We start from the raw sequence: 17,221 nt of genomic DNA, 5'->3' as shown, positions 1-17,221 counted from the left end.
GCCGTTAACTAACGGCTGCCATGCTCTCACGGACAATTTTTGTAATCGCGGACCAGTTTTTTTCTGCGACAAGGTCTTTTGGGGCGAGCCAGCTGCCGCCAACACAGATTACATTGGATTGTTTCAGGTAATCGTTCACGTTGGAAACGGATACCCCTCCGGTTGGACAAAAGCGAACGTCCGCAATAGGCGAGCCCAAGGACTTCAACATCTCGGTCCCTCCAGAAGCGCCAGCGGGAAATAGCTTTTGGATCTTAAAGCCGAGTTCCCGTAGTTCTAGAACTTCAGAAGGCGTTGCAGTTGCCGGGACATATGCAAAATCGGTATCAATAGCTGCTTGAGCAAGAGTTCTTGTTGTGCCAGGACTCAGGGCATAACTTGCACCAGCATTTTTTACTTGTGAAAATTGTTCGGGCTCCAAAAGAGTGCCAGCACCAAGGACAAGTTCTGGAAGGCTTTTGGCTATTTCTTCCATGGCAGAAAGTGCGGCTTCGCTGCGAAGAGTAACCTCAACGGAAGTGCACCCGCCCTCAAGTAATGCCTCGGCAAGAGGCACCGCATCGTCGCGGTTTTCAATGACGAGTACGGGTAATATTATCGCTTTTTCAAGAATACTGCTGAGGTATAGGTTATTTTGTTCTTGAGACATGATTTAATATCACAGCTTTCTAATTAAAGAGTAGGGGGTGTGATCGGAACGATGGCCCCAACTTGTGAGATAACCTGTCGGGCTAATTGGCCGGCAATGTCAGCAGCCTCAGTGACGGGTTTTCCCATAAGTCTGGCGCAGATATAGCCTGCGTTAAAGCTATCCCCGGCCGAGGTGGTATCTTTTACGATCTTGGCTGGAGTTACAGGCAGTGTGTGAATTTGGCTGTCCGAATAAAGAGTGATCTCTTTTGATCCATTTTTGAGCACAACTTCTTTTACCCCGTAATTTACAATCCGTTCCATTGCTTGGGTCGGGGTGGTAACATTAAACAGGAGTATTTCGTCATCATATGAGGGAAGGGCGAGGTCACATATGCCATAAGCTTGGTTGATGATGTCTTTAGCTTCTTCAATATTGTTCCAAAGGCGGGGCCGGTAGTTGATATCAAAAGCCACCTTGCCACCTTGGGCGCGAAATTCACGACACAGTTTGAAAAGTTCGTGACGTCCTTCTGGATATAGGATGGCTAGGGTAATGCCCGAAAAATACAGCCAATCACATTTTAAAAGATCTGACTTTAATTTTGCCGTGTTCGCCGTTTGGAATAATTGCCGTACGGGGGCTTGAGACCGCCAATACAGAAAGCTGCGCTCTCCTTTAGGATCCGTTTGAATGGTGTAAAGGCCAGGAACGTTACCGGGAATTTGTTCAATTAAATCAGTATTTACACCGGCTTTGGCAAAGGTTTCGATCATATCATCACTGATATCATCATCCCCGAGAGCGGTGACGTAATTAACGTTAATATCTCTTTGTGAACTCTGATTGGCACATTGGGCAATGTAGTAGGCAGTATTATAAGTATCGCCACCATAGCGCTTTTGATAGAGCTCGCTATCGGGTTTATGGTTCTCAGCACGGGAAAGCTCAATCATGCATTCGCCGATAATTCCAATAGAGGTCAACTGATCTATTCCCTGGTAAAGAAAGTTGAAATTGTTTTCGGTCGCCACTCTACAGTGAACCCATAGATCTATCCAGATAAAATTCCATATAAAGGACTGGTGATCACTATAGTAGACATTTTTGACATGGTTGATCTTTAGTGTGAGTGCCTTGGTAAGCCTTTTTCATCAACAACACGCAGATGAAGAGTGGCAGGTTCCAGACAAGCGCCCGTGGATAGCTGACCAACCATTGATCGGTAGATTTCCTGCCATGGCGTTTGGTTATCCAATTCAGGTAAAACCAGGTTCGTTTTTCTTTCTTCAAGTTCTGAATCATCAATCAGCATATCTACCTGTCTGTTATTCAGGTCGACGCGAATTTTATCGCCGTTTTTGAGAAGTGCTAAGCCACCACCAATCGCCGCTTCAGGTGAAGCATTAAGGATAGAGGGGCTTCCCGATGTCCCGCTTTGTCTGCCGTCTCCCACGCAAGGAAGAGAAGTAACGCCCTGCTTTACCAAGCTATCAGGGGGTAACATGTTTACGACTTCTGCTGAACCAGGATATCCAACAGGACCGCAGTTCCTGATAAATAAAATAGAGTTTTCTGTTACGCCAAGTTCGGGATCATTCCTTCGTTTGTGGTAATCCTCTGATCCTTCAAAAACGATAGCGTCACCAATAAAAACATTCGGTTGTTCAGGGTCTTGCAGATATCTCTTGCTGAAAGTCTCATCGATCGCTGAGGTCTTTAGGACGGCGTTATCAAACAGGTTTCCTGAAAGAACCATGAGCCCTGCCGATTTTAAGACGGGATCTTCGGTTGTCCGTATAACGTCCCGATCATGTGTGAAGCTATTTTGGCAGTTCTCACCAATGGTTTTGTTATTTACGGTCAAACAATCAGTGTGAATGAGATCTGTTTGAATAAGTTCTGCAATGACTGCAGGTACGCCCCCTGCTTTATGGAAGCGCTCTCCGAGATGACGCCCTGTAGGTTGACAATCGACGATCATTGGAACGCTATAACCAATTCTTTGCCAGTCATCCATCGTCAACTCAACCCCCATATGACGGGCGATAGCAATGAGGTGGGGAGGACAATTGGTTGAAGCACCGAGTGATGAGGCTAAAACAATTGCGTTTTCAAATGCTTCTTTGGTGAGGATCATCGATGGTTTTAAGTCTTCCCAAACCATATCCACAATACGTTTGCCTGTATAATAAGAGATCTGACCACGTTCACGATAAGGTGCGGGAATTGAAGCACATCCGGGTAATGACATACCAAGAGCCTCAGCCAAACTATTCATTGAAAGCGCAGTGCCCATAGTATTGCAATGGCCAATAGGGGGGGCAGAGGCGGCTGCCAGATCCATAAATCCATCGTAATCGAGTTCACCCGCAGCAAGTTGTTCCCGTGCTTCCCAGATGATACTCCCTGATCCCACCACACGGCCTTTGTGGTAACCATCAAGCATAGGACCACCAGAGAGAACAATGGCTGGGATATTTACCGTTGCTGCGGCCATAAGGCAGGCAGGGGTGGTTTTATCGCACCCCGTGGTTAGGACGACCCCATCAAGTGGATAGCCATAAAGCACTTCTACAAGCCCAAGATAGGCAAGGTTTCTATCCAGAGCAGCCGTTGGCCGTTTACCGGTTTCTTGAATTGGGTGGACAGGAAATTCCAGAGGGATACCTCCAGCGTCGCGGATGCCTTCTTTAACACGGACGGCCAGATCTGTGTGGTGCCTGTTGCATGGGGTTAAATCAGAACCTGTTTGTGCGATACCAATAATAGGTTTGCCTGATTGAAGTTCCTCGCGGGTCAGGCCGAAATTTAAATATCGTTCGAGATATAGCGCGGACATGCCGGGATCATCGACGTCATCGAACCATTTTTTACTTCTAAGCTCTTCGGGAGTTATTCTTTTTTGGTTCGTCATTCTGATCTCATTTCTTACTTGCCCGACTTTAAAGTCGTTTCTTATTTGTGCTTTTATTTAAATGCTATCGATTTCGCTATCTTGACCACCCGTTACCCGATTGCGGCCTATTAAAGGATATTGCTCTACCTCGAGAATTGTACCGCTAACAGGGACAGATTTATCTGACAGCCAGAAAACGACATGGTTCGCAACCTGTTCGGGTCTTAAAATTGTTCCAGATGGTGCCGAAATAGGTGAGAGATGATCAAGCCAGTCTTCAGGATTACCTTCAGCTAATTGCAAGTTGTGCTCATTTTCCGTCAACGTCCAGCCGACGTTGAGTTGATTTACACGGATCTTTTCTGGACCAAGAGCATCACCCAGATTTCGGGTTAAAGTCTGTAAACCTCCTTTGGAGGTAGAATAAATTAAGAGATCTGGTTGACCGCAATGAGCGTTTATGGAGCCAATATTTACGACACTCCCAGAGCCTTGCTCGCGAAAGCTATCCATGGCAGCTTGAACCATAAGCATGGGAGCTCGCAGGTTGATTGACATGACGTAATCAAAATCACTTGCCGTCGCGTTGTCTATATTGTGTCTCGGCGAAATCCCGGCATTGTTGACCAGGCCGTGCAAAGAACCAAATGTATTGAGGCAAGTATCAATAAGCAGTTTGGGAAAATCAGGCTCCGCGATATCTCCGGCTAACCCGGCCACGCGGTCTTTGCCATATTGCTCACTTAACTCAGATATTGCTTTTTCGACTAACTGTTCTCTAAGGCCATGGAGGAAAACAGTTGCCCCTTCTTTAAGGGCTTCTTCAGCAATAACCCTGCCAATACCACTACTTGATCCCGTAACTAATATAATCTTATTCTTTAATATCATGCTATAAATCTTTGATTTTATGAATTAATTAATTCTTCGGCGATGCCTGGTATATCAAGGTCTATTTTAAAGACAGCACCTGCTTCTGGATTTTGTGCCAATTCTTCAGGTGTTAATCTTGTGGAAGCGGAAGTGATAAACAAAGTTTTAAAGTCCTTTCCGCCAAAACAAAGCGATGTTGGACGTCTAACCGGCATATCGATTTTTCTATCTACTGTTCCATCTGGGAGGTAACGGGTGATTGTCCAACCATCCCACTGTGCATTCCAGAGGCAACCTTCACTATCGACCGTCATACCATCTGGATATCCGTCGTTCCCAGAGAGTTGAACGAATACCTCTGGTTTACTGGTTATCCCTTTGCTTGGGTCATAGAGGGCCGTCATAATTTTTTGGGAAGGAGAGTCTGCAAAGTAAATACGACTTCCCTCAGGGCTGAAGGCTGGTCCGTTGAATACAATATAGCGCTGGTCATGTTGGGTTATTTGCCCTGTTTGGTATCTCCAGGACCCCGCAATAGCGTTGCTTTCCATGAGGTGCTTGGCGCCAAAAATAAAATTACCGACGCGATCTGCTTTACCGTCATTCATCAGACAGTCTTCAGTCTCAAGACTTGGGGCAAGGGGTGTTACAAGTCCGCTTTCTGTATCGATGAGTGACAGCCCTTGGCCAAGGGCCGCGATAAGGCCGCCTTCCTGCCATAGAGCTATGGAACCCGCTGGAGCAGGAAGAGAGAGGGAACCCATATTGGTTCCATCTCCGTTTTGCTTATAGAGCAGGGAGTTTTCAATATCGACCCAGTAAAGACAGTCTTCACGGTGATCCCATAGTGGAGATTCCCCTAATAAGGCTGGCCCGGTCCAAATCCTATCTATCGTGTAACCCTGTACCATATTTAAGCTATATCCGCATTTCTGTTTTTGGATCAAACAAACTAGCTTTACCCATATCAACCATAAACGCCATGGTTTCTCCTGGCTCCGTCGTATTATACGGGTTAACCCTGGCGATAACTTCACGTCCCCCAAGCTCAATATAAGTTAGAGTGTCAGCCCCTGTGGGTTCTAGAACTTCTACCTGGCAATCAAAAGCTTGTAATCTGTTGTTCAGAGACATTTCAGCATCTGAACGATGTGTAAGAGTTTCAGGTCTTATCCCTAGGACGACATCTCTTCCAACCCACTCGCTGATATTTTGGCGATCTTCAGGCAGAGCTAGAAAAACGGAACTACGACTTCCATTGGCTGTGCGTTCGATGGATACACCAATTTTTCCATTCTCGCTGACAACTGCTGCTGGAACAAAGTTCATTGGTGGAGATCCAACAAAACCTGCGACGTACATATTTGCCGGTTTTTCGTAAACTTCTTGCGGGCTCGCAAACTGCTGAACCTCTCCTTCTCTTAGGATGGCTATGCGACTTGCAAGTGTCATGGCCTCTATTTGGTCATGGGTTACATAGACCATCGTCGTACCAAGGCGTTGGTGCAGCTTTTTGATCTCGGTACGCATCTCTACGCGTAGTTTCGCGTCCAGGTTTGATAAGGGCTCGTCAAAGAGAAAGATCTCTGGATCACGGACAAGGGCGCGTCCCATAGCAACACGTTGCCGTTGACCACCCGATAACTGAGCAGGTTTACGGTCACTGAGGTGATCGATCTGCAGCATGCGAGCAGCTTCATCAACTCTGCGTTCACGCTCTTCCTTGGTTACTTTACGCATCTCAAGACCGAACCCAATGTTTCTGGCAACAGACATATTTGGATAGAGCGCGTAGCTTTGGAAAACCATGGCGATATCACGGTCTTTGGGATGGACATCATTAACCACAGATTGATTGATAAGAATTTCACCATCTGTAATCGTGTCCAAACCGGCAATCATGTTGAGCAGGGTGGATTTCCCGCAACCGGAAGGGCCTAAGAGAACGAGGAATTCGCCATTATCAAGATCTAGATCGATGCCCTTTAAAACCTCGACTGAACCGTAGGATTTTTTGACGTTTTGGATGGATAGGGATGCCATGAGGATATTTCTCCTTACCCTTTAACTGAGCCAGCGGTCAGACCGCGTACGAAATAACGACCAGCCAACACGTAAACGACGAGAGTTGGGGCAGCAGTAATTAAGGCTGCAGCCATATCAACGTTGTATCGTTTGACGCCAGTTGTGGTGTTTACAAGATTGTTTAAAGCAACGGTGATCGGTTGACCGCCACCTGTTGTAAAGGACGCACCAAATAGAAAGTCATTCCAGATTTGTGTGAATTGCCAAATAACGGTGACGACAATAATTGGTGGAGATAAGGGCAACATAATGCGCCAAAAGATCATGAAAAATCCCGCACCATCAATAGTTGCTGCTTTGATCAAGTCATCTGGTATGTTGACGTAGTAATTTCTGAAAAATAGAACCGTAAAAGGAAGTCCATAAACAATGTGGACCAAAACCAATCCTGGAACCGTATTGGCGATACCCAGTATGCCTAAAGACTGCGCCATTGGTAACAGGACAACCTGAAAAGGAATGAAGCAGCCAAATAGTATCATGGCGAAGATCAGATTTGCGCCTCTGAATTTAAACTTTGTCAGGGCGTAGCCGGTTAAGGCGCCCAGCAAAGTTGAAATTGTTACAGCGGGAATGGTCATTGCAACAGAGTTCCAGAAAAACGGTTTTAAGCCGTTACAACTCACGCCGATACAGGCTTCGGTCCAAGCGTAACCCCATGCATCTAAGTTGATTTCTCCGGGAAGGGAGAGAAGAGTTCCATTTCTAATTTCGTCCAAATCTTTCATCGAGGTGGAGAGAACAACGATCAAAGGAAGAATGTAATAAGCTGCAAAAAGTAATAACAGCGTATAAAGGCCAAAGCGTGCGGCTGATTGCCAAGGATTTTTCCCACCAGGCAGAGCTGTGATATCAGTCATGCTTCTTCTCCCTTAATTCGGAGTATAGATAAGGGATGACGATTGCCATGACAGTTGCCAGCATCATGATTGCTGAGGCAGCACCCAGTCCAATCTGATTACGCCTGAAAGTCATTTCATACATAAAGTTTGCTGGTAAAATCGTACTGTTTCCGGGACCGCCACCCGTTAAAGCGACAACGAGGTCAAAGCTTTTCACCGCTAAGTGGGTCAGAATAAAGAAACAGCTGAGGAAAACGGGCCTCAAGGTCGGTAAAATAATTACCAGGTAAATCCGTGAAAGAGATGCTCCATCCAGATAAGCTGCCTTGATAATTTCACTATCAACGCCACGCAAGGCCGCTAAAAACAACGCCATTACAAAACCAGAGGATTGCCATACCGCCGCGATCACAAGGGTGTAGACCGCCATCTCACTATTAATAAGCCAATCAAAGGAAAAACTTTCCCAACCCCATGACCGCACCATGTTTTGAATACCAAGACCAGGATTAAGGATCCACTTCCAAGCAGTACCCGTAATAATAAAGGATATAGCCATTGGATAAAGAAAGATGGTGCGTAAGACACCTTCTGCCCGAATTTTTTGATCAAGAGCAATAGCGAGAAGGCAGCCCAAAACAATAGAAATAAGAATAAAAAGCCCGCCAAAAATCAGCAGATTTTCCATCGCGGTATTCCAAGGTGTCATTTTCCAGAGACGGATATACTGGTAAAAACCCTCGAAAGAGTAATTTGGCAGCATCTTTGACTTTGTAAGCGAGATATATCCTGTCCAGGCGATAAAGCCATATACGAAGAATATCATCAGTGCAAAGGTCGGTGCCACCACCAGTTTTGCCACGTTCCGGCGCAACCAGTCTAACAATGGTTGTTTGGCGGGTATGGATTTCTGAGTCATGAGGCTCGTCATCTATTACAGGGCTTTAAACCTAAATATCCTATGGATATCATGGCCCTAAGTAAAAATAGTAAAGCTACTCTGCTAATTTAGATCGAGAGAGAAGCTTTAAATTATGAGCAATCTAATAAGTTGCTCACTCCTAATAAAAAGAGGCGGTGCCCCTTGGGAGACGCACCGCCAACACCGGGAGAATTACTCGGCGAGTTCAATGGCTTCAGCAAGGCGCGCAACGGCGTCTTTCGAAGACATGTCTGAGTTAAAGTGTTCTGTTACCACATCAAGAACAGCACCGCGGACAGCGCCGGCTGCTGCGATTTCATGAGCAACAGAACCGACAAGCGAGCCTGCTTCTGATGAAGCTTGCATATCAACCATGGATTTAACGGCACATTCGTCAAAGTTATCTGCAGATACGCCCATGCGTGCAGGGATAGATCCCTTATAGAGATTAAAGGTTTCCTGGAACTTTTCACCGAGGATAAGCTTGGCTAGGAGTTCTTGTCCTGCTTTGTCATCTGCGCTTGATACGTTGAACATTGCAAAGCTGTCAGAGTTTAGGATGTAGCCACCATTCGATGGTGTTGGAACACAAAGAAAATCTTTGCCTGGTTTTTTACCGGCAGCGACAAATTCCCCTTTGGCCCAATCGCCCATGATCTGCATAGCAGCTTCACCGCGCATAACCATACCTGTCGCCAGGTTCCAATCACGACCAGGGAAGTCGGCATCGACATAACCACGCATTTTGCGCATCTGGTCAAATATTTTGATCATGGTGTCTGATTTGAGAGTATCTGTATCGAGCTCAACAAAGGCTTTGTTGAAAAATTCTGCACCACCTAAACCGAGGGCAACAGTTTCGAACACAGTCGCGTCCTGCCACGCTTGTCCTCCATGTGCCAATGGAATGATGCCAGCAGCTTGTAATTTGTCTGCTAGCGCATTGAACTCATCCCAAGTGCGAGGAGGCTCGCCATCTACTTTTGCAAGAGCTTCCGGGTTAACCCAAATCCAGTCGACACGGTGAACGTTCACAGGAACTGCAACGTATTTACCATCGTGTTTAACAATGTCCTGAAGTAAAGGAGGAAGAACGTTGTCCCACCCTTCTTTTTTACCAAGTGCTGTTAGGTCAGCAAGGGCACCTGCTTCGGCCCATTCTTGAATGTTTGGTCCTTTAATTTGTACGGCCGCAGGAGGATTTCCTGAAAGTACGCGTGAACGAAGAACAGCTGCTTGAGCATCTCCACCGCCTCCCGCAACAGGAGCGTCGACCCATTTTCCGCCATTGGCTTCGAAGTCTTCTTTAAGAGCCTTAACCGCTTTTGCTTCGCCGCCAGATGTCCAATAGTGAAGTACTTCTGCAGTTGGATCTGCTTGTACACTAACTGCGCCTAGGACGAGTGAACTGACCAATGCGGTTGTAACCGCAAGCTTATGAGTAAATTTCTTCATTCCCAAATTCCTCCCCGTGTAATGTTGACAAAGAACCAAACTGCGCCCCATAGATTATTGTTAGCTGTTCAGGGCACTTTGGTTTCGATAGGCTTAGTAAAACTCCTTCGGGCAAGATTTGCGATCCTTTTAAGGTAACAGAAGATTGCAGACAGGTCCGATTGTTACAAACGGATACATTAAGGGTAATAAATAGATATTTTCCAGCACGTTACTGCAAGTGCGAAATATTACAGGTAAAAGTATGGAAAAGGCCAAACATCTTCTAATCGTAGATGATGATGAAGAGATTAGAGAGCTTCTAACGGGGTTTTTAACGCAGCGTGGATTTAGAGTCTCCGTCGCTGGAGATGGCGATGAAATGCGTCGTGAACTCGTCCGTTGGTCTATTGACCTGATTATACTCGACATAATGTTACCAGGTGAAGACGGGCTTAGCCTTTGCAAATCTGTAAGGGAAAAGTCGGATGTTCCCATAATAATGCTTACGGCAGTAACAGGAGATTCAGATCGAATTGTAGGACTTGAAGTCGGGGCGGATGATTATTTGGAAAAACCCTTTAATCCCAGGGAACTCCTGGCGCGTATGAAGGCAATTTTTCGTCGGGTATCAGGAGGGGGCGCTGACGAGGAGGATGAGGGGGTAAAGGTATCTAATCGCCTGTTCAGGTTTGGCGGTTGGGTCTTGCATGAAGGGAAACGAGAGTTGCGTTCTCCCGATAAATTCGTTGTACATCTATCATCTGGTGAATTTGCATTGATTGTGGCATTTCTCGAGCAACCACAGAAGGTGCTGACACGTGATGACTTGATCAATGCTACGCGTGGGGTAGAGGCAATTGCCTTTGATCGCAGTATCGATATCCAAGTAAGCAGATTACGTAAAAAACTTGAAGGTGACTGTGATAAGCCAAAACTTATAAAAACGGTAAGGGGGCAAGGTTACATTTTTGCTGAGAAAGTCGGTATGAGCCCAATAAAAGGGCGGTCTTAGTGAAAGTTCTCAATGCGTTATTGATAAAGTATTTACCCGAAAAAGTCCGGTTGCGTATACTCGTGTTTGGGTTTTGTTGTGGATTGTTGGCGACATCATTTGCGGCAGTGGGTGTTGGAGCTATTATTAATCGCCGCGCAGAAATAGCTGAGGCGACCTGGATAGGCCCCGTTGTTGCCCGTGTGTTTGAAGAGCTTTCAAGTATACCAGAGGGAAGGCGGGCAATAGCCACCAGTAACTTCAACAGAGCAAATGCTATTCAATTTTCCCTGGCTAATTCAGAAAACAAAGATACATCCTTATCCCAAGGGAATTCAAAAGTTGTTACAAATGCTTCGACGCTATGGCGTACTCCGAAAATTACTTTGATTGTTTTTGGGGAAAAGCCAAGGTCAAAGCTCCTACAAACAAACCATCCCCCGGAAGATTTAACCGCAAGATTAACATTTTTGGTTTCAGCCATAGCGCGACACGATAAGTACTCCAAGTTAGTATTGGGTATGCCGAACGGGGATGAACTGATTGTATCCAGTCCCCAATACTGGCGGGATCGGATCACAGAAGTTCAGTGGCTTTTGATTTTAATCAGTGGAATGGTTCTGACAGGGTTTTTATACGTTCTTGGTACGCGAAAAATTTTACGTCCTTTTCGATATTTAGGAGAAGGCGCTATTTCCGGAGATAAGGTAGTCACCCACCTTTCATGGCCCAAGGAAGCAAGGGAAATAGCGAACCGTCTTTTTCGAGAGCAGGAAGAAAAAGCTGAAGTGATTGAAGAGAGAACCCGAATGCTAACGGCGATTTCTCACGACTTACGAACTCCCGCCACAAGGTTGAGGTTGCGCGCAGAATTCGTGGAAGATGAAGGACTAAAAAATAAGATACTCGCTGACCTGGACCTGATGCTCGCCATGACGAGGGATGCCATTGATTTCCTAAAGGGTGGATTAGAAGCTGAGGAGGTTGAATTTTTTGAAATTGTCTCCCTGATACAATCTATATGTGATGACTTTTCAGACGTTGGAATGCCTGTAACATTTCTACCGATTCAATATCCAACTTTAAGGACCACTGGAACCGTCTTTAGTTCTCAGGAAAAGTCTGTGCCTTTGGATAGTATGACCAAGGGAGTTATGAAGGGACGCCCTCGAGCTCTTAAGCGTGCTATCACTAATCTCGTTGCAAACGCAGTAAAATATGGATTTCAAGCGAAGGTAAGTTTAACGATTGAACCTGCTCGGGTGTTGATTGAAGTCGTCGATCGGGGACCAGGAATTCCAGAAGACGAAATGGAGAATGTTCTCAAGCCATTTTATCGGCTTGAGAAATCTAGAAATAGAGAAACGGGTGGTAGTGGACTTGGTTTAAGTATCGTAAGCAGTGTCATTGAAACTCATCATGGTACGTTTGATTTGATCAATGAGCCTGTACAAGGGCTTAATGCCACAATCGATTTACCGCGCTCAATTGACCTACCTTGAAGATACCACCTGAAAAGCTGTAACTGGGATCTGCTAACCTGAATAAGAGGTAATTACTGAGCCCAGTAATTGGTTTCCCTTCTGCCGGTTATTCAGCCGCTTTATGAGAAAGGCTGCTTTCGTTGAAGCCCGAAGGCTCTTGGATCAGTTTCGTGAAAATTAGCGGTAACTCTTCTGGGGGTTTTGTTTCTTCAGGAATGAGAAGAATACCATGACGCTGGAGGAAAAGACCGATCTTCTCCTGACCAAAAGCAACCGCCAAGGGTGCGCCTAGAATCAGCCCGGTCAATATTGGTGCCAACCAGGGGAGTAGTTCTGGAGCCTGATTCAAATACACAGCTCCGAGAACCATTGCGGCGATTAGATGGGCTCTGTGTTGCTTAAAGGCTTCTCGCCAAGGGATTGTACGACCATTCCGGCTTTGAGCATCCCATTTTACGGTTTTTCCAAGGAGAAGAGCCGATATTATCTTAACGTGAAAAATCATTAAAACCGGTGCTGTAATGGCTGAGAATACCATCTCAATCAAACAGCTTATTGTTAGTTTGAGCGATCCACCGTAAGAGTTAGCTTCTTTATAAGCCAACAGAAGCGCGAGAATCTTCGGAGCAAACAACATAGCCATGACAATAAAGAATAGACTTAATGGCGAAGCGGTATAGGGCGTCAGCATCGACCATTCATAAGGAAGAGGAATTACAGGACTAATTGGCATGGTGCGCTCAGTAACCAGAAACGCGCTCATGAGTAACAACATCATCCAAAGGTAAGAAGAGGCATAACTCATAGCCCCCATCAGCATATGAATTCTGCTGACTTTCTTTAATCCTGTGGTACCAACGAGACGCATATGTTGGAAATTACCCTGACACCAGCGCTGATCTCTGACGATGTGATCTAAGATATTGGTTGGAACCTGTTCGTAACTTCCTTGGCCTTCAGGGTAAATCCACACGTCTTGATCAGCTCTACGCAAGAGAGCTGCCTCGACAAAATCATGGCTGAGAATTTCTCCCGATAGGGGGCCTTTTCCTGATAATACGGGGAGATCACAATGTTCGATAAAGGGGGCTAATCTGAGGATAGCGTTATGTCCCCAGTAATTTCCATCGTTCATGGTCCAATAACTCAAACCAGTGGCGAATAATTCACCTGTTAACCGGATGTTGAATTGAGTTAGTCGGCCAAATAGAGTTTTTTGACCCATGGCGCGAGGGAGAACCTGAATAAGCCCAGTACCCGAATTATTATCCATCATTCGAGTCATATTGAGAATGGTCTTTCCTGACATTATACTGTCGGCATCGAGTACCACCATATAATCGTAGTCATGGCCCCAACGATCACAAAAATCTTTAATATTACCAACCTTACGGCTGGTATTGATTTCTCTACGCCGATAATGAAATTTACCTTGTAAACCATAACGATGATAAAGTTCTTGAGCGAGGGTTTCTTCTTTTTCAGCTATGGCCAAATCGGTTGTGTCACTCAATACGAAAAAATCAAATGAATTACCATGGCCTGTTGCAAGTACAGAACGTAGCGTCTGTTCCATTCCCAAAAAAACGAGATCGGGGTCTTCGTTATAGGCGGGCATTACAATTGCCGTTTGGCCACGAGGTGTCGAGTTTGGGTCTAAATTCTGGGACAGGGGGGTGACTATCGAGGCCGCTTTGTTGGCGTAAATCAAACGAAAGATAAAGCCTATTATAGATGTCCAAAATGATTGGCTGATCCACAAAAAAGCGATCGTTGATAAAAAAACATAAATGGCTTCGAGTAGGCTGAGGCCGTTTTCAAATAAATTGAGTGTCAGGTTTGTCGCGAGGGCCCCAACCGTAAAGAAAAGCAACAAAACAAGAAGGGATCTTCTTTTAAACCGAAGAGCTGAAATATCTTTTGAGCAGGGCATTTCTGTTTCTTTGTTCATTAATGTGTCCTGCATTAGGCGTATTTCGTTGTATATAAGTAGGTCCAGGTCTCTGTCAGAGTCTCATTCCCTAATTTAAGAAAGCCCCGTAAATCACAAGGCTGATCATTGTTTGGCTCTAAATTAAACTCTGCTCTCCAAAGATTGTTTTCAGGATTTTTCAAAGCCTTAACGTTATATACTTTCCCCGAGGCACAGGTAAAAATAGCCTCAACAGGACTGTCTGCTGCAATCGATTTAAGTTTGGGACTATCGAATTCGACGACAAAGAAACGTGCATCTGCAGGGTGCCCATATGCAAAGCCTGCCCGATTAGCTGGGCCCTCTCTGGTGCTAAAGGTCTTACCCGCCGGAGGCCATTGTTCCGATTTGATATAACTGGTTAAACGGTAACCATATTGAAGAGATGAGCCTGCTTTAAGTTGTTTGTCAGATACCCAATAGCTAACCACATTATCAGTTGTCTCCAGGTTAGAGGGAATCTCTACAAGTTCAATATGTCCGTCTCCCCAGTCTTCATTTGGTTCGATCCAGATACTTGGTCTGAGTTGATAGCGCGATTCAAGGTCATCATAATGCATAAAGCTTCGATCGCGTTGTGAGAGACCAAATCCCTTTGATCCCTTATCTACAAAAGATGAGATCGTAAGGTTTTTCCTTCGTGTAAGCGGGCGCCAAATCCATTCCCCACTACTCGTCTGTACCATTAGTCCATCAGAATCGTGGACTTCAGATCGGTAATCATCCAAGCCTTTTGTATTCTCACCAAATAAAAACATGCTGGTAAGTGGAGCCAGACCAAGCTTTTTGATGTTTTTACGTGCAAAGAGAGATACTTCAACGTCTACGATGGTATTTTGACCGGGATGAACTGTAAAGCGGTACGCACCGGTAACACTTGGGCTGTCAAGAAGAGCCATTATAACAATGGAGTTGGCCTCTTCAGCTGAATTGGTTGCAGGTTTTTCAATCCAAAATTCTTTAAAAATTGGGAACTCTTCTCCCGTGGGCTCTGCTGTGTCGATGGCGAGCCCCCTGATTGAAAGACCATATTGTTGACCCATGCCCAGAACACGAAAATAGTTTGATCCTAGGAATGATATAAGCTCGTCATAGTATTCACTGTTCAGCTGATGGTGAACTCGAAATCCGGCAAAATCGAGGTTTTCGAGATCATTTTTTTGAGGCTGTTCGCCTTCGTACCAGAACATGCCAGATTCAATTTTTTGATTAACCTGCTTGCCATCATCCTGCAGATTGATGCTAACGGTATCGTGAAAATATGGACCGCCGGGATGAAAGAACTGTAACTGATAGGGACCGTTGTCATTCCAAAGAGGCTTTTGTGGGTTGTAATAAATTTTTGAAAATTGTTCTACAGACATGTTTTTCCAAAAATTACTTAAACCATTATTTGATTCTGAATAAGCTCTTTTTGCGAGTTTCTCTGCCTTTGCTATGACATCATCATAACTTGCAGAGAGATTCTCAGGCCCAGCATTTGCGAGTGCTACAGGCATGACACTGGCTCCAGCTAAAGCGCCAGTTAAAGAGATGGTAGTCAGAAGGAAGTCTCTACGGTTCATCAGTTCTTATTCTATGTAATCCATGTTGCAGAGGAAGTCGCTGAAATGTAATGGTTTTTCAAGGGTTATTTCTGTGTCATTGAAAAATAAAAAGTTATTCGCTCTTCCAAAATTTATTCTGTCATCTGTGTTAGATTGGTTTTTTGTAAGCTTTCTGGAAGAGGGAGGATATACAATCCTCATCACAACTTCGCGAACAGGGTTTACTGTATAGGGCATTGCTCAGGTATCATTTTAAATATAGAGAAGGCGATAGCCATGAAAAATGAACTGGGTTACGAGTGAATGAATAAAGATAAAGCGCTTGCAACAGAACCAAAATTGTCTGAAGCAGCAACTGCGGTGAAGAAAGTACGCGATCCTCGGTTGGATTTTTTCAGGGGGGTGGCAATGCTTATTATTTTTATTGCACATGTTCCTGGAAATTATTGGGCTAAATTCATACCGGCTCGTTTTGGGCCGAGTGATGCTGCTGAAATGTTTGTCTTCTGTTCTGGATTTGCAGCGGCGATTGCATTTGGTGGAACGTTTCGACGCTCAGGATTCTTTATGGGTACGGCACGAATTGTCATCCGCTGTATTCAAATTTACATGGCTCATCTAGGGTTGTTTTTTGTTCTAGCTACAGTTTGTGCGGTAGCAACCGCATATTTTGTGGATTTTAATTATATCGGAAAACTAAACCTCACATACTTCTTTAATAATACGGGCGAGGCCCTGGTTGGTTTGTTCACCTTAACCTACGTACCAAACTTCTTTGACATTATGCCGATGTACATAGGAGTATTAGCCCTTGTTCCTGTGGTAATATTATTAGCACGCATGCACCCTTTATTGGTCCCCATCTTCTCTCTTGGTCTTTACGTGGCGACCTGGTATTGGGAATTACAATTTCCAGCTGAACCCTTTTCGAATAGGCCCTGGTTTTTCAACCCTTTAGCTTGGCAGCTGTTGTTTTTTACGGGTTTTGCCATATCTGCAGGTTGGATTAAAACGCCGCCACCTAATAAGTATTTGTTGATAGCTTGTATCGTCTTTGTTCTTGCCCTTGTTCCCATTAGTAACTGGCCCATTATGCGGGAGTTCCCGGTATTGAAAGAGGTCAGGTCTGAATTGATTTATGGGTTTAAGAAAACCAATTTTGGGTTGTTGCGTTGGGTACATTTCCTGGCATTAGCGTACATATGTGTGACTTTGCTCAAAGGGCGTGAACAGATACTCAAACATCGTTATTTTGATCCCATCGTTAAATGTGGCCAACAAGCTCTACCGGTATTTCTATTGAGCATGACGCTTTCTTGGATTGGGGGGATAATCCTTGATCAAATTGGCCGCGATGCCTTTGGTCTTACAATAATAAACATAAGCGGGATTATTATTTTGATCGCTTTTGCGTACGTTATGGCTTGGTCAAAATCCTCGCCCTGGAGAAAGAAAGTCGGGGATAATAAACCCGCCCCAAAGCCAATAGCACATACGAGGATTGGGGATAGCACGGTTCAGCCTGCCGAATAAATTTT

At 45.0% G+C, this 17,221-nt stretch carries 14 protein-coding genes; 3 read left to right on the top strand and 11 right to left on the bottom strand.

Features of this window, described 5'->3' with window-relative positions:
• Positions 1-4: 4 nt before the first annotated feature.
• From eda to ACOGW3_RS04740, 9 genes are all read right to left on the bottom strand, one after another.
• The gene (gene eda / locus ACOGW3_RS04780; RefSeq protein ID WP_419901930.1) at positions 5-649 is read right to left on the bottom strand and encodes a bifunctional 4-hydroxy-2-oxoglutarate aldolase/2-dehydro-3-deoxy-phosphogluconate aldolase; all 645 of its coding nucleotides are present in this window, start codon (positions 647-649) and stop codon (positions 5-7) included.
• A gap of 23 nt (positions 650-672) precedes the next feature.
• Positions 673-1,665 (bottom strand): sugar kinase, encoded by a 993-nt coding sequence (locus ACOGW3_RS04775; RefSeq protein WP_419901929.1) that lies wholly within the window; start codon positions 1,663-1,665, stop codon positions 673-675.
• Positions 1,666-1,754: 89 nt separating this feature from the next.
• Entirely contained in the window at positions 1,755-3,548 is a 1,794-nt protein-coding gene (locus ACOGW3_RS04770) for an IlvD/Edd family dehydratase (RefSeq protein WP_419901928.1), read from the bottom strand.
• A gap of 57 nt (positions 3,549-3,605) precedes the next feature.
• On the bottom strand, positions 3,606-4,421 hold the full coding sequence (locus tag ACOGW3_RS04765; protein WP_419901927.1) for an SDR family NAD(P)-dependent oxidoreductase: 816 nt from the start codon (positions 4,419-4,421) through the stop codon (positions 3,606-3,608).
• 17 nt (positions 4,422-4,438) lie between these two features.
• On the bottom strand, positions 4,439-5,314 hold the full coding sequence (locus tag ACOGW3_RS04760) for an SMP-30/gluconolactonase/LRE family protein (RefSeq protein ID WP_419901926.1): 876 nt from the start codon (positions 5,312-5,314) through the stop codon (positions 4,439-4,441).
• 7 nt (positions 5,315-5,321) lie between these two features.
• On the bottom strand, positions 5,322-6,446 hold the full coding sequence (locus ACOGW3_RS04755) for an ABC transporter ATP-binding protein (RefSeq protein ID WP_419901925.1): 1,125 nt from the start codon (positions 6,444-6,446) through the stop codon (positions 5,322-5,324).
• Between the two features lie 14 nt (positions 6,447-6,460).
• Positions 6,461-7,348 (bottom strand): carbohydrate ABC transporter permease, encoded by an 888-nt coding sequence (locus tag ACOGW3_RS04750; protein ID WP_419901924.1) that lies wholly within the window; start codon positions 7,346-7,348, stop codon positions 6,461-6,463.
• Complete coding sequence (locus ACOGW3_RS04745; RefSeq protein ID WP_419901923.1) at positions 7,341-8,249, bottom strand: carbohydrate ABC transporter permease; 909 nt, start codon at positions 8,247-8,249, stop codon at positions 7,341-7,343. The genes ACOGW3_RS04750 and ACOGW3_RS04745 overlap by 8 nt, the downstream gene beginning before the upstream one ends.
• Positions 8,250-8,444: 195 nt before the next feature.
• On the bottom strand, positions 8,445-9,707 hold the full coding sequence (locus tag ACOGW3_RS04740) for an ABC transporter substrate-binding protein (RefSeq protein ID WP_419901922.1): 1,263 nt from the start codon (positions 9,705-9,707) through the stop codon (positions 8,445-8,447).
• 244 nt (positions 9,708-9,951) lie between these two features.
• On the opposite strand from ACOGW3_RS04740, the gene ACOGW3_RS04735 reads away from it, so the two are divergent.
• Positions 9,952-10,701 carry a response regulator gene (locus ACOGW3_RS04735; protein WP_419901921.1) on the top strand — a complete coding sequence of 250 codons (750 nt, stop codon included), beginning with the start codon at positions 9,952-9,954 and terminating at the stop codon, positions 10,699-10,701.
• Entirely contained in the window at positions 10,701-12,182 is a 1,482-nt protein-coding gene (locus tag ACOGW3_RS04730) for a sensor histidine kinase (protein WP_419901920.1), read from the top strand. The genes ACOGW3_RS04735 and ACOGW3_RS04730 overlap by 1 nt, the downstream gene beginning before the upstream one ends.
• Before the next feature lie 88 nt (positions 12,183-12,270).
• On the opposite strand, the gene mdoH is transcribed toward ACOGW3_RS04730, so the two are convergent.
• Complete coding sequence (gene mdoH, locus ACOGW3_RS04725) at positions 12,271-14,115, bottom strand: glucans biosynthesis glucosyltransferase MdoH (protein ID WP_419901919.1); 1,845 nt, start codon at positions 14,113-14,115, stop codon at positions 12,271-12,273.
• A gap of 14 nt (positions 14,116-14,129) precedes the next feature.
• On the bottom strand, positions 14,130-15,635 hold the full coding sequence (locus tag ACOGW3_RS04720) for a glucan biosynthesis protein (RefSeq protein WP_419901918.1): 1,506 nt from the start codon (positions 15,633-15,635) through the stop codon (positions 14,130-14,132).
• Between the two features lie 351 nt (positions 15,636-15,986).
• On the opposite strand from ACOGW3_RS04720, the gene ACOGW3_RS04715 reads away from it, so the two are divergent.
• Positions 15,987-17,216 (top strand): OpgC family protein, encoded by a 1,230-nt coding sequence (locus tag ACOGW3_RS04715; protein ID WP_419901917.1) that lies wholly within the window; start codon positions 15,987-15,989, stop codon positions 17,214-17,216.
• Positions 17,217-17,221 lie beyond the last annotated feature (5 nt).

The sequence above is a fragment of the Kiloniella sp. genome (assembly GCF_965205715.1).
Lineage (GTDB): Bacteria > Pseudomonadota > Alphaproteobacteria > Kiloniellales > Kiloniellaceae > Kiloniella.
This window is presented reverse-complemented; position numbering and strand designations above follow the sequence as displayed.

Excerpts from the sequence above, each read along its gene's own strand:
- mdoH (WP_419901919.1), bottom strand. The coding sequence starts at position 14,115 with ATGAACAAAGAAACAGAAATGCCCTGCTCAAAAGATATTTCAGCTCTT.
- ACOGW3_RS04720 (WP_419901918.1), bottom strand. The coding sequence starts at position 15,635 with ATGCCTGTAGCACTCGCAAATGCTGGGCCTGAGAATCTCTCTGCAAGT.
- ACOGW3_RS04735 (WP_419901921.1), top strand. The coding sequence starts at position 9,952 with ATGGAAAAGGCCAAACATCTTCTAATCGTAGATGATGATGAAGAGATT.
- ACOGW3_RS04740 (WP_419901922.1), bottom strand. The coding sequence starts at position 9,707 with ATGAAGAAATTTACTCATAAGCTTGCGGTTACAACCGCATTGGTCAGT.
- ACOGW3_RS04715 (WP_419901917.1), top strand. The coding sequence starts at position 15,987 with ATGAATAAAGATAAAGCGCTTGCAACAGAACCAAAATTGTCTGAAGCA.
- ACOGW3_RS04765 (WP_419901927.1), bottom strand. The coding sequence starts at position 4,421 with ATGATATTAAAGAATAAGATTATATTAGTTACGGGATCAAGTAGTGGT.
- ACOGW3_RS04770 (WP_419901928.1), bottom strand. The coding sequence starts at position 3,548 with ATGACGAACCAAAAAAGAATAACTCCCGAAGAGCTTAGAAGTAAAAAA.
- ACOGW3_RS04750 (WP_419901924.1), bottom strand. The coding sequence starts at position 7,348 with ATGACTGATATCACAGCTCTGCCTGGTGGGAAAAATCCTTGGCAATCA.
- eda (WP_419901930.1), bottom strand. The coding sequence starts at position 649 with ATGTCTCAAGAACAAAATAACCTATACCTCAGCAGTATTCTTGAAAAA.
- ACOGW3_RS04745 (WP_419901923.1), bottom strand. The coding sequence starts at position 8,249 with ATGACTCAGAAATCCATACCCGCCAAACAACCATTGTTAGACTGGTTG.
- ACOGW3_RS04760 (WP_419901926.1), bottom strand. The coding sequence starts at position 5,314 with ATGGTACAGGGTTACACGATAGATAGGATTTGGACCGGGCCAGCCTTA.
- ACOGW3_RS04755 (WP_419901925.1), bottom strand. The coding sequence starts at position 6,446 with ATGGCATCCCTATCCATCCAAAACGTCAAAAAATCCTACGGTTCAGTC.